Origin of the sequence: Chryseobacterium sp. GVT01B (genome assembly GCF_019970045.1) — a bacterium.
Classification (GTDB): domain Bacteria; phylum Bacteroidota; class Bacteroidia; order Flavobacteriales; family Weeksellaceae; genus Chryseobacterium.
In genome coordinates, this window is record NZ_JAHXYI010000006.1 from 380516 (window position 1) to 394970 (window position 14455).

14 protein-coding genes are annotated in these 14455 nt (G+C 35.7%); 4 read left to right on the forward strand and 10 right to left on the reverse strand.

What is annotated here, in order from left to right; all coding sequences use genetic code 11:
• Window positions 1-112 precede the first annotated feature (112 nt).
• The gene (locus tag LC457_RS16600; protein WP_223600882.1) at window positions 113-1969 is read left to right on the forward strand and encodes a PDZ domain-containing protein; all 1857 of its coding nucleotides are present in this window, start codon (window positions 113-115) and stop codon (window positions 1967-1969) included.
• Between the two features lie 61 nt (window positions 1970-2030).
• On the opposite strand, the gene LC457_RS16605 is transcribed toward LC457_RS16600, so the two are convergent.
• From LC457_RS16605 to pepE, 4 genes are read right to left on the reverse strand one after another with little or no spacing between them, the layout of a single operon-like run.
• Window positions 2031-3206: a HAMP domain-containing sensor histidine kinase gene (locus LC457_RS16605; RefSeq protein WP_223600883.1), complete on the reverse strand. Its 1176-nt coding sequence runs from the start codon at window positions 3204-3206 to the stop codon at window positions 2031-2033.
• A gap of 7 nt (window positions 3207-3213) precedes the next feature.
• On the reverse strand, window positions 3214-4587 hold the full coding sequence (gene dacB / locus LC457_RS16610) for a D-alanyl-D-alanine carboxypeptidase/D-alanyl-D-alanine-endopeptidase (protein WP_223600884.1): 1374 nt from the start codon (window positions 4585-4587) through the stop codon (window positions 3214-3216).
• Window positions 4588-4628: 41 nt separating this feature from the next.
• Window positions 4629-5492: a hypothetical protein gene (locus tag LC457_RS16615; protein ID WP_223600885.1), complete on the reverse strand. Its 864-nt coding sequence runs from the start codon at window positions 5490-5492 to the stop codon at window positions 4629-4631.
• A complete protein-coding gene (gene pepE, locus LC457_RS16620; protein WP_223600886.1) occupies window positions 5492-6184 on the reverse strand; it encodes a dipeptidase PepE in 693 nt (230 codons plus the stop codon). The genes LC457_RS16615 and pepE overlap by 1 nt, the downstream gene beginning before the upstream one ends.
• Before the next feature lie 195 nt (window positions 6185-6379).
• Between pepE and LC457_RS16625 the strand changes: the two genes are divergently transcribed.
• Window positions 6380-6916: a hypothetical protein gene (locus LC457_RS16625; RefSeq protein WP_223600887.1), complete on the forward strand. Its 537-nt coding sequence runs from the start codon at window positions 6380-6382 to the stop codon at window positions 6914-6916.
• Between the two features lie 190 nt (window positions 6917-7106).
• Here LC457_RS16625 and LC457_RS16630 read toward each other — a convergent pair whose 3' ends face one another.
• A complete protein-coding gene (locus LC457_RS16630; protein WP_223600888.1) occupies window positions 7107-7595 on the reverse strand; it encodes a YdeI/OmpD-associated family protein in 489 nt (162 codons plus the stop codon).
• A 261-nt stretch (window positions 7596-7856) separates the two neighbouring features.
• Between LC457_RS16630 and fsa the strand changes: the two genes are divergently transcribed.
• A complete protein-coding gene (gene fsa / locus LC457_RS16635) occupies window positions 7857-8510 on the forward strand; it encodes a fructose-6-phosphate aldolase (protein ID WP_047374243.1) in 654 nt (217 codons plus the stop codon).
• A gap of 126 nt (window positions 8511-8636) precedes the next feature.
• On the opposite strand, the gene LC457_RS16640 is transcribed toward fsa, so the two are convergent.
• The 4 genes from LC457_RS16640 to LC457_RS16655 form a co-directional block, all read right to left on the reverse strand.
• Window positions 8637-9203 carry a sugar O-acetyltransferase gene (locus LC457_RS16640; RefSeq protein WP_223600889.1) on the reverse strand — a complete coding sequence of 189 codons (567 nt, stop codon included), beginning with the start codon at window positions 9201-9203 and terminating at the stop codon, window positions 8637-8639.
• 87 nt (window positions 9204-9290) lie between these two features.
• A complete protein-coding gene (locus LC457_RS16645) occupies window positions 9291-10181 on the reverse strand; it encodes a GLPGLI family protein (protein WP_223600890.1) in 891 nt (296 codons plus the stop codon).
• A gap of 65 nt (window positions 10182-10246) precedes the next feature.
• On the reverse strand, window positions 10247-12169 hold the full coding sequence (locus LC457_RS16650) for a M56 family metallopeptidase (protein WP_223600891.1): 1923 nt from the start codon (window positions 12167-12169) through the stop codon (window positions 10247-10249).
• A 5-nt stretch (window positions 12170-12174) separates the two neighbouring features.
• On the reverse strand, window positions 12175-12540 hold the full coding sequence (locus LC457_RS16655) for a BlaI/MecI/CopY family transcriptional regulator (protein WP_047385363.1): 366 nt from the start codon (window positions 12538-12540) through the stop codon (window positions 12175-12177).
• Between the two features lie 335 nt (window positions 12541-12875).
• Between LC457_RS16655 and LC457_RS16660 the strand changes: the two genes are divergently transcribed.
• Window positions 12876-13457 carry a hypothetical protein gene (locus LC457_RS16660; protein ID WP_223600892.1) on the forward strand — a complete coding sequence of 194 codons (582 nt, stop codon included), beginning with the start codon at window positions 12876-12878 and terminating at the stop codon, window positions 13455-13457.
• 422 nt (window positions 13458-13879) lie between these two features.
• Here LC457_RS16660 and LC457_RS16665 read toward each other — a convergent pair whose 3' ends face one another.
• On the reverse strand, window positions 13880-14326 hold the full coding sequence (locus LC457_RS16665) for a GNAT family N-acetyltransferase (RefSeq protein ID WP_223600893.1): 447 nt from the start codon (window positions 14324-14326) through the stop codon (window positions 13880-13882).
• Between the last annotated feature and the right edge of the window lie 129 nt (window positions 14327-14455).

Genomic DNA, 14455 nt, shown 5'->3' on the forward strand with positions numbered 1-14455 from the left:
CAGCAGATTTGCCTTTTTCACTTTTTACATGAAAAACTTTAAGAAAAGTTTAATACTTCTTCCGTAACAAAATGACAAAAAGAGCAACTATTTAATTATTAATGTAAACCTAATGAGAAAAACAGTACTTAGTCTCGGTATTTTTGCTTCTTTTTTAGCAAATGCTCAGTCTATAAAAACAACCATTGATCTTGTCAATGTAAAAGATGATAAAGTAGCCGTTACCATGGAATTTCCGAAAATGAAATCCGGGGATGTTAAATTTCATTTCCCAAAAACGGTTCCGGGTACTTATTCTGTAGACGACTATGGAAGATTCATCGAAGGGATCAAATTTTACGATAATAAAGGAAAAGAACTTACTTTCACTAAAGTAAATGATAATACCTATTCATTGAAAAATGCGCAGGGTCTTTCCAAAATCTCTTATCTTGTGAATGACAGTTTTGATGATGAATTAGATACATCAAAGCATAAAGCGGTATTTTCTCCATCGGGAACAGATATTGAGGCGGGTAAAGTATATATGATCAATACTCATGGATTTATCGGGTATATTGATAATATGCAGGATGTTCCTTATCAGCTGATCGTTCAGAAACCAACGGATTTCTACGGAACAACAGCATTGGTAGACCAGGACAAATCTGATGCTACAGATACCTATACTCTTGCGAACTATGCTAAGGTAACAGATTCTCCGCTTATGTATACAAAACCGGATTATATTACCTTTAATGCAGGAGGAATGGATCTGGTACTGGGAGTATATTCTCCAACAGGAAAGTACAAAGCTGCCGATTTCAAAGAAAACCTGGAAAAAATGGTGATTGCTCAGAAGAAATTCCTGGGTGATATGAATACGAATAAAAAGTATGCAATCATGCTTTATCTTTCAGGAGGTGACGGACCTAGAGTGAAAGGTTTCGGAGCACTGGAACACCACGAATCTACAAGTGTAGTACTTCCGGAAGCAATGCCGAAAGATGCTATTGACAATACCATTACAGATGTAGTTTCCCATGAGTTTTTCCATACTGTAAATCCTCTGAAAACCCATTCTGAAGAGATTCACTATTTCGATTATGCAGACCCGAAAATGTCTCAGCACCTGTGGATGTATGAAGGTGGAACAGAGTATTTTGCCAACCTGTTTCAGATTCAGGAAGGTTTGATTAATAAAGATCAGTTCCTTCAAAGAATTGGTGAGAAGATTGCCAACTCCAAGAGTTATGATGATACAATGCCATTTACGGTAATGAGTAAAAATGTACTAGTTGAGCCTTACAAAGATCAATACAGAAATGTGTATGAAAAAGGAGCTCTTCTGGCAATGTGTCTTGATATTGAGCTTAGAAAACTTTCTAACGGAGAGATGGGATATCGTGACATGATCAGAAAACTGTCTCAAAGATTTGGAGAAAACAAACCTTTCAAAGATGATAAACTGATTGACGAACTGGTAACGGTAACCGGATATCCTCAGGTAAAAGATTTCTACAATAAATATATTGCAGGAAACCAGCCGACTCCTTATGCAGAATATCTGAAAATGGTAGGCGTAGACATCCAAAAGCAGGAAAGCCATCCTCTTTTCTGGTTTATCAAAGACCCGAACCAGACTGGTTTTGATGAAAAGACCAATGCTTTTGCTTTTGATGAAAACTCTGCACTTTCTCCTTTTGCAAAAAGTATAGGATTTAAAATCACTGACCAGGTACTTGCATTGGATGGAAAAACGGTAGACATCAAAAAAGTACAGGACTTTATTGGCTATACCAGAACCATCAAAGACGGACAGGAGGTAACGGTAACGATTTTAAGGGATAATGCCGGTAAGAAAGAAAAAATGACACTGAAAGGAAAGGCTATTCTGGATAAAATGACTATGGAAACTCCTACATTCAAGGCGAATCCGACTCCGGAAGAACTGAAACTACAGACACAGTGGCTCACTGGTAAAAAATAATAAGAAAAGCGGGGAAATTTCCTCGCTTTTTTTCTTCAAGTTCTTTATTCTTAATTTACAGTTAAAGAGTTTCCTCCTTTCTGATTGTTATCCTAAAAGTACTTCCCTTTCCTATTTCGGTCTGGGAAATTTTGATATCCCCGTTATGGTATTCATGAATTACTCTTCTTGCTAATGACAATCCTAATCCCCAGCCTCTTTTTTTAGTAGAATATCCGGGATTGAAAGCATTTCTTGCCTGCTGTTTTGTCATTCCGCTTCCATTGTCTTTTACTTCAACCAGAATATTTTTATTTCTTTCAAAAATTGACATTGTAATAGCTCCTTCCCCTTTCATAGCATCCACCGCATTTTTCACGAGATTTTCAATTACCCAGCTCATCAGAATCTTATTGTGAGGAACCAATACGGTGTAGGTAGGAAGATTCAATGTAAAATTGATTTTTTTGGAGATTCTGGTTTTCAGATAATCATAATTCTCCTGAATCGTTTCATTGAAATTCCTGTCATTCAGTTCAGGAACAGAACCAATTTTTGAGAATCGTTCTGAGATCGTTCTCAGTCTTTCAATATCTTTTTCTATCTCATGTACTCCTTCCGATTCAGGATTATCGAGCTTCATAATCTCCATCCACCCAATCATGGAAGATAGAGGGGTTCCGATCTGATGAGCAGTTTCTTTAGCCAGACCTGCCCAGAGATACCCTTCATCTGTCTTTTTGATCGTCCTGAAAAACCAGAATGAAAAACCGAAATACAACAGAATAAACAGTCCCAAAATATAAGGCGAATAGCGAAGATTATTAAGCATACGCGAGTTGTCGTAGTATACAAACTGGTTATTTCCATCCGGTACTTTGATCTCAATAGGATCATAATTCTTCTCCATATTGCGGATCAGGTCCTGAAGTTTCTCAGGATTCTTTATGGTGGCTTCAGGAATATTTCTGTAATATCCGAGATCGAGAATAGGATTTTTATATTTATCGGTTACAATGAACGGAATAGTATTGTTGATATTAAGGATATCCGGCAGCAGATCCAGAACATCCGTATCCGGAGTCTTTACTTCCTGCTGTATTCTTATCGCTTTAGAAAGAAGACTGATCCTTTTGATCTCCTCTTTTCTGAGAAAATTAATGAGTGATGTTGAAGCCACTACAATAGCAATCACCAAAGTAGTCATGACAACAAAAATGATCCAGTTATTCAGTCTGGTAAGTATGGATTTTCTCAAAGTTATTTTATTTTAAAACATTCAGAATTTTCTGCAGCTCTGCATTTCCACTTCCCTGGTAGTTATTAATGATAATCGAAAACACATATTTTTTACCATCTTTTGCCGTGTGATATCCGGCAAAAGATTTAGTATCTCTCATCGTACCACTTTTCATCTTCATTCCATTCTCCTGAACCGGAAAACCTTCGTAGTACGCTTCAAACCATGATTGTTTTTTAGCATATAAAAGTGCCTGTACTTCTGCTTTTGCTGCTACATAATTCTGTGGTGAAAGTCCGCTTCCGTCTGCAAAATTGATCATATTAGGATTGATTCCTTTTGATTTCCAGAATTCTTTCAGATAAGAAACTCCGCTTTTAAAACTTGAATTTCCTTTTTTCTCTTTTCCTAAAGTTTTAATCAATGTCTCTCCATACAGATTGATACTTTTTCTTAAAAACCAATAGACAATTTTATCCAGAGTCGGAGATTGATAAGTCAAAAGAATATTGTTTTTAGGAGCTTCCAATGCCTGTTTTCCTTCTATTTCAAGCTGAGAATTTGTGACTGCTTTTCCTGAAATCTCAATTCCGGATTCTTTCAGCCATTGTTTTACTTCTGCTGCAAGCTGTAAAGGCGGATTAGGAGTAGAACCGGAAACTGTAACCGTTTTTCCTGCCGGAAGCATCCCGTTAATTAACGCGACATCAGAATGAGGCGCGGTAAAGATAAGACTCTGGTCAGAATTGCCGCCTGCTTTCAGATCATTCAGCCATTTCACTCCCTCCAAAGGATAAGAAAAGCTTTTAAAATCTGTCCCGTTAATATTGATGTCAAACTGGTTTTCTTTCCAGTTGATTCCCCACACACCGGCTCCGTAATAATTTCCAAGATCATCCCAGGGCCAGCCTCCCGGAATCGTCTGATGGTCAAAATAAGAATCATCAATCACCAGATCTCCTGATATTTTTGTAATTCCTGAGTTTTTAATGGCCTCAATCAGCTTCTTTTTAAAATTTTCAGGTTTATAAGCATCATATCTCCAGCTTCCTAATGTAGGATCACCATTGGAACTGATGAAAAGGTTTCCATTCAGTGTTCCTCCGGATATATTCCCGGAATAGCTTGAAGTGGTTGTAAAAGTATAATTTTTACCTAAAGTTTCCAGTGCGGCACCAGCAGTAAAAATTTTCTGTGTAGAAGCAGTAGAAAGTCCTTTACTTCCCTGATATTCATATATAAAGTTGCCATTTTCATCCGAAACATAAAATGATAAGCTGGAAGAAACTGCTCCTGAAGAATCCATGAGATCCTTGGTTACCTTATCCAGTTTCTGTGCAATATTCTGCGCGGCAACCATCTGTACAGAGAGTGTGAGAACAGCAAGTGTTTTTTTCATTACATTGTTATTTGGATCTGAATAATTCTAATCAAATATAGTTAAAATAAAAGCTTTTCATACTCCCTGAGATCATCAGAGCTGAAAAGAATCTGATGGTCAGGCGATTTTTCAAACGACTGATCATAAGTAAAATATTTCTCGTAATCATCTTCATCTATAAAAATATCCATCTGGCATTCTTTTATATAGTTTGATTTTTCTCCGTAATCTTCTACAAAATATCCGGATTCATTCCATTGTTCATGATGGCAGCGCAGACAGTTTTTTTGATGCACCGCTTTATATCCGCATATCTCACAATGCTGCAAACTTTGGAATAACGTTGAAATTTCACTTCGTCTGTCTTCCGGGAAAAGCGAGAGAGGAATTGTTTTTAAAAGCAGGTAATAATTAGGTTCCTGCCATGAAAAATAAAACGTTTCTTCTGGATTGCCAAACGATTTTGTGTGAATCCACATTCTTTGAAGATCATATTCCAGATCGGCTTTTACGATATTTTTAATATTCAGAAGGGTTTTATGATCTCTTCTGATGTTCTGTTTTTCATCAATTTCAATAACAGGCTGCTGTTCCAAAAAATGATTCAGGCACAATGTTGTCTGCCATGAACCTATGGTTCTCATTTTACCTTCACTGCCACAGATTTCACAAGTCTTTACCGACAATTCTGAATATTTGTCTTTGATAATTTTAAGCTTGTTATTAAGTATTTCGTCCTCAGAATACGTGTAGCATCTCAACCCACCGAATTTTTCTTTTCCAAAAACACGGTGTTCCATATTCCAGCCTGCGATGGCAAATTCAAAGAGCAATTTCCGGATAAGCTCTTCCCATCCGGTACTGTTCACTGAAAAATTGGTCAGATTACGTTCTACAAAAAGACTGATCTCTTCTTTGTTCATTAAAGTCTGCTTCCTGCTTCTATTTCGTAAGGTTCTTTACCTTTCTCAAAAATTCTTGTCAGCTCGTTTCCTTCCACCGTAATAGAATCGGCTGTTCTTCTGATCCAGTTTCCTTCTCTAAGGCCTACTACTTTGATATCATTTTGGGTAAGGAATTCCTGAATACGGGTTTCTCTGGTTTCTCCGTTATGTTTCAAATCCGGGTTAGGATCAAGATAATGTGGATTGATATTGAAAGGAACCAATCCCATACAGTCAAAACTTGGCGGATATACAATCGGCATATCATTCGTGGTTTTCATATTCTGGCCTCCGATATTGCTTCCTGCGCTGCATCCCAAATATGCTTTTCCTCCTGAAACATTTTCTTTTAAGACAGACATCAATCCTTCTTCATGTAATGTTTTAACCAATAAAAAGGTATTTCCGCCTCCGGTAAAGTAACCTTTTGCCTGATTCAAGGCTTCTTTTTTATCTTCAAATTCATGAAGGCCTTTTACTTTTATGTTGATTGTTTCAAAGAAAGAACGTGCTTTTGCGGTATAGTCGTCATGGGAAATTCCGCCTGGCCTTGCGAAAGGAATAAACACAATTTCTTCTATTCCATTATAGAGTTGGATTAATTCTTCTCTTAAGTATTCCAGATATTCTCCGCCAAAAAGGGTGGATGTTGAAGCTAATATGATATTCATATGACGAAATTATATGTATTAATAAAAAAATGAATGACAAAGATAACCTCAAACATTAACGAATCAAAAATTAAACTAAAAAAAACACGTTTCCCGTTAATATTTTCTAAAAAAACTTAAAGCTTCTAAAATTTAAGATTTTGTGGAATTATTATTGAATTTTAGTTTTTGAATTTAAAATATAAGATTATGAAAATGAGTACAATTAATAGTAGAAACCTATTTTTAGGTTTGATACTGGCAGGAAGTGTAAGTCTTGTAAACGCGCAAACGACTCAACCGGAAACTTCGGCAGCAACGAGTCAAACAACCAATCCAACGATTGATGGTCTTAAAAAACAGATTGAGGCCAATCCAAAGGATACGGAATCCTTAGCAAAATTAGCAGCAGCTTACCAGGAAGCTTCAGACTGGCCGAATGCCATTGATACCTGGAAGAAAATCTCTGCTTTATTACCGGACTGGGCTCCATCTTATTACAGCCAGGCTTATGCTTATCAGTCTGCAAAAGATGATGCCAATGCAAAACTGGCTTATGAAAAGTATATTGCAACCGTAAAACCGGAAGAAGTAGAGCAAAATAAGAAAAATCTGGCGTATGCCTATTTCTATATTGCCTTTGCAGAACAGCAAACAGATCCTAATAAGGCAAAAGAGCACATTGCCAAATCTTTACAGTATGACCCTAGCAATCAGGACGCTGTGAAGCTTAGCAAAGCTTTAAATTCTTAATAGAATGAAAATGCCGGAAAGTTTTTCCGGCATTTTTTGTTTGTATCTAGCTTTAATTTAACGCAAAGGTTTATTTTACTTACCGTTTATTTTTAGGGAGCAAAGAGATTCGACATTGTCGCTGAAGAAGCTTTATGGAATATGTGTACTTTATATTTTCCACTCTTAACTATTCCTCCTTAACTATTCCTTATTCAATCATCTTTCCAAAAAAATCTGTTTCACCGTGTAAATGGCGGATGATTTTCTCGATATTCCGCTGAATGCTGGCTTCGGTTTTTAAATTGTTAATATAACGAACCAGTTCAAGCCGTCTTGAAGGAATCAGATTTTCAAAATTTTCTGTTGCCAGAGGACTTTCTTTAATTGCTTTTTCCAAATGAGGATGAATAGAAATACTTCTGTCAGAATCATCATATTCCAATACAATTTCAATGACTTCTCCAATTCTCTTTGGGGAGTTTTTCAGCATGGTCAGGTTCACATACAGTCTCCATTCTCCCAGATATTTCATCAGGTTTTGTTTAAACTCCTGCCCGTTTACTGTTCCTTTTACCGGAATCGGACTTTTATTCTTTCCCGATTCCTCAAAAATCTTGTCCAGAATCTCTTTCGGAACAAATACAAAAGGATTAATCCCTATGATTTCCAATGTGGCTGTAAAACTGCTGCTTTTCATAAATAATATGCTAGGTGTTAGATGCTAGATGCTAGATGCTAGATGCTAGATGCTAGATGCTAGATGCTAGATGCAAAATTAACTATTTGGTTTAAATCAACATATTTTTTTCTCATCCTTATTACCGCTCCCACTCTCTCACCCTCAAACCCTCAAACTCTATCACACGTATACCCGAAATCCCGAACCCCGTAACTCAAAATTCATATCCCAGAACCCAATTAATTCCCTATCTTTGTATCAATAAATCTATTTAACAAAATGAAATTTTTTATTGACACAGCTAATTTAGAGCAAATCAAGGAAGCTAGAGATCTTGGAATTTTAGATGGTGTAACAACCAACCCTTCATTAATGGCTAAGGAAGGAATTCAAGGTGCTGAAGCAATCAAAAACCACTACAAAACGATCTGCGAACTTGTAGACGGAGATATTTCTGCGGAAGTTCTTTCTACAACGTATGAAGAAATGATTAAGGAAGGAGACGAATTGGCTGCTATTCACCCAAATATCGTTGTAAAGATTCCAATGATCAAAGACGGAATCAAAGCTTTAAAATATTTTTCTGATAAAGGAATCAAGACTAACTGTACATTAATTTTCTCTGCAGGACAGGCTCTTTTGGCAGCAAAAGCAGGGGCTACTTATGTATCTCCATTCTTAGGAAGATTAGATGATATTTCTACAGACGGTCTTAACCTTATCCAGGAAATCAGATTGATTTTCGATAACTATATGTTTGAAACTGAAATCTTAGCGGCTTCTATCCGTCATTCAATGCACATCATTGACTGTGCTAAAATCGGAGCTGATGTAATTACATCTCCACTGCCTCCGATCTTGAGTTTATTGAAACACCCATTAACAGACAGCGGATTGGCTCAATTTATTGCAGATTCTCAGAAATTAGCATAATCACTGATTCTTATTCAGATATAAAAAACCCGGAATGATGTTCCGGGTTTTTATTTTATAATGATTATTTTATTTCAGCAGATCCAATTCAAGAATATTATTTTTCTTTTTCAGATCAATAGTTTTTTAATTCTGTTCTGTAATTTTTTTAACGACTTTACATGGATTTCCCACTGCAACTACATCATCCGGAATATCTTTTGTGACAACACTTCCCGCACCAATCACTGAGTTATTTCCGATAGAAACTCCGGGAAGCACAACAACATTTCCGCCCAGCCAAACATTATCTCCCACTTTAATAGGATGTGCATATTCAAGACCTTCGTTTCTTTGTTTGGCATCAAGCGGATGGCCTGCTGTATAGAAGCTGCAATTGGGACCTATAAATACATTATCACCAAATTCTACTCTGGCACAATCTAAGATAACAAGGTTATGATTGGCATAGAAGTTCTCTCCTGCTTTTATATTGTATCCGTAATCACACCAGAAATTAGGCTCTATACAGATATTTTCTTTGATGCTTCCGATTATTCTCCCGAGCAGTTCATATCTCCTTTCTGCATCGGAGTTTTTCAATGCGTTATATTCCTGGCACAGATCTTTGCAGGCAATACGTTCCTGAATCAATTCTTTATCGTAGTTAGCATTGTATAAAAGTCCTGCTGCACATTTTTCCTTTTCTGTCATATTTTGGAATTTTAAGTCCCGAGATAAAGATAAAAAAAACAGTAAGATTATGATAACCTTACTGTTTTTTATTCCAATATAAACCGCTTACTTATAAAGATCCGGTTCTATTTTATTATTATTTTTTAATTGGTCTTCTTTTGCTCTTTTTTCGATATTTCTGTACATTTCATTGACATCAATACTTTTTCCGTCCTGATTTTTCATCTGTACCACAGCTCCTGCAGGAAGAGTGCTCATGGTTTGTTTCATATCTTTTGTAGGATCTGTAAGATAATCTTTCCAGGCTTTTTTAAACTGCTTTTTATTGATCTCTATTTCCTTTCCTCCTATTCCAATTGTAGTAAGACCCGGTATTTGAATATCTTCTTCTGATGCGGCCTCCGTTTTCTTGTTACCAATTAAAGTCATGATATGAGATCCTGTTTTATCTTCAACTTTAACGATAAGCCCCGGCAGTCCATAGAACTTATAGGGACCGTCCTGGAATGGGATATCTGTAGAAAACCATGCGGTCCAGCTTCTTCCTCCAAAATTTGTGGTTGCCTTTTGCGTATTATATTCTCCGATTTTCTGTTTTTCAGGAAGGATTTTCCATTCAGGTTTTTGGTCTTCCGGCATTTTATACGTTGTGTTTCCGATGTTTTCAGAGAACGAAACATTATAATCCGGGTATTTTTTTGTGACCGTTGAAAAATTTGTTCCCGGCTTTATATTTCTCTTGATATTGATGCTTCCTCCGAACCCTCCTTTCATCTGCTTGGCGATATCAGCTTTCATTGTTGAATCAGCAACAAACTTTTCGCGGCTGTAGTATTTGGAACCATTTTTATCAATATCCAAAAGCATAACATCGCTTTTCACTTCTGCTCTATTGGTAGAATCAGAGATGTATTTGTAGTCATAAAAGAATCTGTTCACCTGTGCGTTCACAACCACACTTAAAAGTACCAGTAAAATGAAATAACTTTTTTTCATAGTTTATGTATTATTCAGATAGTAAAAAAGCTCTGCCAATGAATACTGACAAAGCTTTTGGAACTTTATTTCTTTGTCTCAATTCTTACTTCTCCTTTCTTCACTTCTCCATTCTTCTGGGTGTTGACCATTACTTTTGAAATATTGGCAGAACTCAAAGCGTTAACGTCATCTTTAGATGCTTCTCTTCCATCAATGTAATACTTGTATTTGTGATCATCATTACCGTTAATGCTAAACTTTTTCACCCCATTCATGGCAATGTTTCCGTTACCGTCTTTTTTGATGAAATCAGCATGCATTACCATCACATTAGGAGCAGAAGTTGTCATGGTAAAGTTACCAGCTCTGAAACTTTGTGCCACTTTTTCAGCTTCTACACGTATTTTTTCGTTTTCTTTTCTTATTCTATCTCCTTCTATTCTGGCTTTTTCTCCTTTAATAAGGAATACAGCACTTTCAGCTCTTGCTCTGTCTCCTTCTAGGCGGGCTTTTTCACCCTCTATTCTGGCTTTCTCTCCTTCCACCCTGGCTTTTGCGGCTTCTTTCATAGCTTTTTTTGCTTCTGCCATTGCTTTACGTACTTCTTCTTTTTCTTTAGGGCTAAGATCTTTATAGTAGACTGTATTATTGTTTTTAAAATAAACTACTTTCGGAGCTTTTGGAGCCTGAGGTTCAGCTGGTGCATTAGGCGGTGTGGGAGGAACGATGTGTTTTACGGCTCTTTCAGCTCCTCTTCCCGCTTTTTTAGCCGCTCTTTCTATTTTACGAAGTGCTTTCTTATCAAGAGGATCCATATTTTCAAGTTCCTTCATTTGATTTTTCCATTCAGCTGAATTGAAATATTCATCAACTTCAACTTTGGAAGCCATCTCTCCTATTTCTGATGCCAGATTACTTATTTCTTCAATTTTATCACTGAAGGCATCACTTTCCGGATCTAATCCATCCAGCTCCTTCTCTTTTTCTTTTATCTTTTTTTCAAGCTCGGTCAATTTTGTATGATCTTCCGGTGATACAGATTTTAATCCTGTAATATTTCCCTGAACAGATTTTTCAGGTCTTACTGTATCTTTTTTGATTTCTGAAACTGCTTTTTTAATGGAAAGATTGGTTTCTTCAATTTCTCTGTTCTTTGCATTTACCAGATAAGCAAAAGCTACGGTAAATAACACCGGCAATGCAAGAATTCTTCGCGCATATCCGAACTTGGTTTTTGGTTTTTGTAACATTTTAAGTCTTTTTTTTAGGTTTGAACTTAGAAACGGACTGGCAGCAGGCAACTGTGCTCCGGAAAAGTGGCTTGCTAAAAGCATCTGCGCAAATGCTTTGGTGTCCGATTGCTGTACGGCTTTTTTATCAGCCAGGTACTCGTGGATGAGATTAATTTCTTTTTTGATAATATGAAAAAACGGATTGAACCAGAAAACAGAAGTAATAATCTCGATAAAAATCTTATCAAAGGAATGTTTCTGCTCAATATGTACCATCTCATGCTTTAAAATCTGTTTTCCTATATCAGAATGCAGCGTGATGGCATTCTTCCAGAAAAGGTTCTTAAAGTATGAAAACGGGGCTTCGCTAAGATCTGTACGGTAAAAGTTGATCCCGTCAAAACTTTCTTTCTGAAACTCTTTTTTAAACTGCTGGATTTTGAAAATCCCATAGATCAGCTTCCCTAAAAAATAGAGAGAAACCAGTCCCAGAGCTGAAAAAATAATGTTAAAATAAAGGTTACCATTGTCTATGTTTTTATGTGTGTTAAAATTCTGAATCTTGTCAAGAAGCATATACATATCATTATTTACCTCTATCGTAAAATCGTCTACTCTGATGAGTGGCAGCAGTAGTGATATCACGATTGCAGCCAACAGATAAAATCTGTTATAATGATGGAATGTCTTGTCTTTTAAAGACAACTGATAGTACAAGAATGTTACACCCGAACATAAAATTGTTTTCCCAAAGTATAAAAGTATTGCTTCCATAGGTACTAGTCTTTATTTTTGAGTTCATCCAATAGCATCTCAAGATCTTCTACAGTCATTTCATTTTTTTCTACCAGAAACGAAACGGCACTTTTGTAGGAGCCTTTAAAATAGTTTTTCACAAGACTTTTCATGGTCTTTCCGGAATACTGTTCTTTTGAAACCAACGGAAAATACTCATGTTGTCTTCCGTGTACACGATAGTCTACGAATTCTTTGTCTTTCAATACTTTTAAAATGGTAGAGACCGTATTGGTATGCGGCTTCGGATCCGGAAAAAGATCAAGAACATCCTTTAGGAATCCTTTTTCTATTTTCCATAAATACTGCATTACCTGCTCTTCTGCTTTTGTTAAAGTCTGAATTTTCATATCCTGTTCATTTATCAATTATCGTGATATAAAGTCATCCAATTCTATATCACTAAGAAATTAGTTATACAAATGTAGAAATAAAAATGAATCAAACAACTATTTTTTTAGTGATAGAAATAAGCAATACTATAAACAATTGAAAATCAGCAATATAAATTTAGTTAAAATATATTAATTTTTTAAAGGAGTGAAATATCCACCTGCTTAATCCACAGAAAAAGAATCATTTCAGGGATAAATTCTTAAAACTTGTTAAATTTTATTAAATAAAATTAAAATGAATTTGTTTTAACCGGGAAATTATATTTATTTTAGTGCTTTAAAAATTTCTCATGAAAAGATATAATTTATTGATTGTACTATTACTGCTTATTTTTAACGTTACTACAGCACAAAAGAAGGGTTCTCCTGCTGCTGATCTCAGCATATTAAAGGATACAAAATCTAAAATCGAAGCTACCGTTCCATTGGTTATTCAACATCTTCAGACTATTGCTACAAAAGAAGGGGATAATAATATTATAACAAACGGAAAAATTGCTGTGGGCAAAGAATATGCTATTTTAGAATCTGAATGGTTTTTATACAGAAACAATATGAAAAACTGTATCCTGAACAATTCTTCCAAAAAGGCAAAGAAATGTATGGAATATCATAACAATATGTTTAGAGGTACAATGATCAATTATAATAATTATATTACCAACCTTACAAGAAAGAACGGATATCTTGGAGTTGAAGGTGATACAAAATTTGATTTCAAACCTGCTGATATCTCTACAAAATTAAGTGAAGCTTATTTCAATGCCAGCGATGCTGCAGGAAGAATGAAAGCGGATCAAAAAAGAGAATTTTTGGGACAGACCATGTCTGATGACAACAAGCTTACTCCTTACGCTCAATTAGCTCAATAATATCTAAGTATATTTAAAAATAAAAAAAAGAGAACTGCAATGCAGTTCTCTTTTTTTATAAAAGCAAAAAATCTCCGCCGGAAAAAGCAGTTTTGTGGTACTAATCATAAAACTTGGGGAAAAAGTAGAAAATTCGGCAGAGATTTTTTTGCATGCACTCTACAGATCAACTGTCCTACCCATGATCTGTAAGAGCTTTACAAAAATAGAACTATGCCCTCTACTTATGACAGAATGCCTTGTAGAATTAAATGTTCGGAATTGTAGAACTAATACTACTAAAAAGAAAGATGGAAGTGGGAAAAAATTTACACCTGAAAATAACATTATTTTAAGATATCATTTAAAGCTTTATTCTCCTGCGGCAGATTTTCCTTTCCCACTTCCGATTTTTCACCTAAAACTATTTTCCGCTCTGATATCTATTTCCACCAATGGTAGTAATTGTGCAGCCCGTCATATTCAAATCCGCAACGCGGATATAATGTATTCCCGATATCATTTGTTTTTTCTGTTTCAAGCATCAATCCACATGCGCCTGTTTCTTCACACCATTGTTTACTACGGTCAATTAATGCCACAGAAAAGCCTTTTCCTCTGTAATCCGGATGAACAAACAAATCACTCAGCAGCCATTGCTTCTGCAATTTGGTATAATGAAATAGTTTATAGAGTTGTACAAATCCTACAGCTTTTTCTTCAGTCATCACAAGAAAAATATCCGACTCACTGTTTAAAAACCGTTCTTTGAGAAAAGCTTTTCCTTTTTCAATATCTGATTCCTGTCTGTAAAAAACACGGTAAAGATTGAATAATTCTGCCGTTTCATCAAGATCCTCAAGACTTGCTCTTTTAATAATGTAATTCATCGTTATTTATTTTTATTAACAGGACAAAAATAGCCTTAAACAGGACCATTCTTATCGTCCAGATTAATATTAAACTGATGGTCCAGGAGATTCATTCTAAAGATAATATCGCACGTTTCGGATTTTCTT

What these genes read in the sequence shown, in the direction of transcription:
- LC457_RS16600 (WP_223600882.1), top strand. Translation starts at nt 113, where the DNA reads ATGAGAAAAACAGTACTTAGTCTCGGTATTTTTGCTTCTTTTTTAGCA.
- LC457_RS16615 (WP_223600885.1), bottom strand. Translation starts at nt 5,492, where the DNA reads ATGAACAAAGAAGAGATCAGTCTTTTTGTAGAACGTAATCTGACCAAT.
- fsa (WP_047374243.1), top strand. Translation starts at nt 7,857, where the DNA reads ATGAAATTTTTTATTGACACAGCTAATTTAGAGCAAATCAAGGAAGCT.
- LC457_RS16630 (WP_223600888.1), bottom strand. Translation starts at nt 7,595, where the DNA reads ATGAAAAGCAGCAGTTTTACAGCCACATTGGAAATCATAGGGATTAAT.
- LC457_RS16640 (WP_223600889.1), bottom strand. Translation starts at nt 9,203, where the DNA reads ATGACAGAAAAGGAAAAATGTGCAGCAGGACTTTTATACAATGCTAAC.
- LC457_RS16660 (WP_223600892.1), top strand. Translation starts at nt 12,876, where the DNA reads ATGAAAAGATATAATTTATTGATTGTACTATTACTGCTTATTTTTAAC.
- LC457_RS16665 (WP_223600893.1), bottom strand. Translation starts at nt 14,326, where the DNA reads ATGAATTACATTATTAAAAGAGCAAGTCTTGAGGATCTTGATGAAACG.
- LC457_RS16645 (WP_223600890.1), bottom strand. Translation starts at nt 10,181, where the DNA reads ATGAAAAAAAGTTATTTCATTTTACTGGTACTTTTAAGTGTGGTTGTG.
- dacB (WP_223600884.1), bottom strand. Translation starts at nt 4,587, where the DNA reads ATGAAAAAAACACTTGCTGTTCTCACACTCTCTGTACAGATGGTTGCC.
- LC457_RS16655 (WP_047385363.1), bottom strand. Translation starts at nt 12,540, where the DNA reads ATGAAAATTCAGACTTTAACAAAAGCAGAAGAGCAGGTAATGCAGTAT.
- LC457_RS16650 (WP_223600891.1), bottom strand. Translation starts at nt 12,169, where the DNA reads ATGGAAGCAATACTTTTATACTTTGGGAAAACAATTTTATGTTCGGGT.
- LC457_RS16625 (WP_223600887.1), top strand. Translation starts at nt 6,380, where the DNA reads ATGAGTACAATTAATAGTAGAAACCTATTTTTAGGTTTGATACTGGCA.
- pepE (WP_223600886.1), bottom strand. Translation starts at nt 6,184, where the DNA reads ATGAATATCATATTAGCTTCAACATCCACCCTTTTTGGCGGAGAATAT.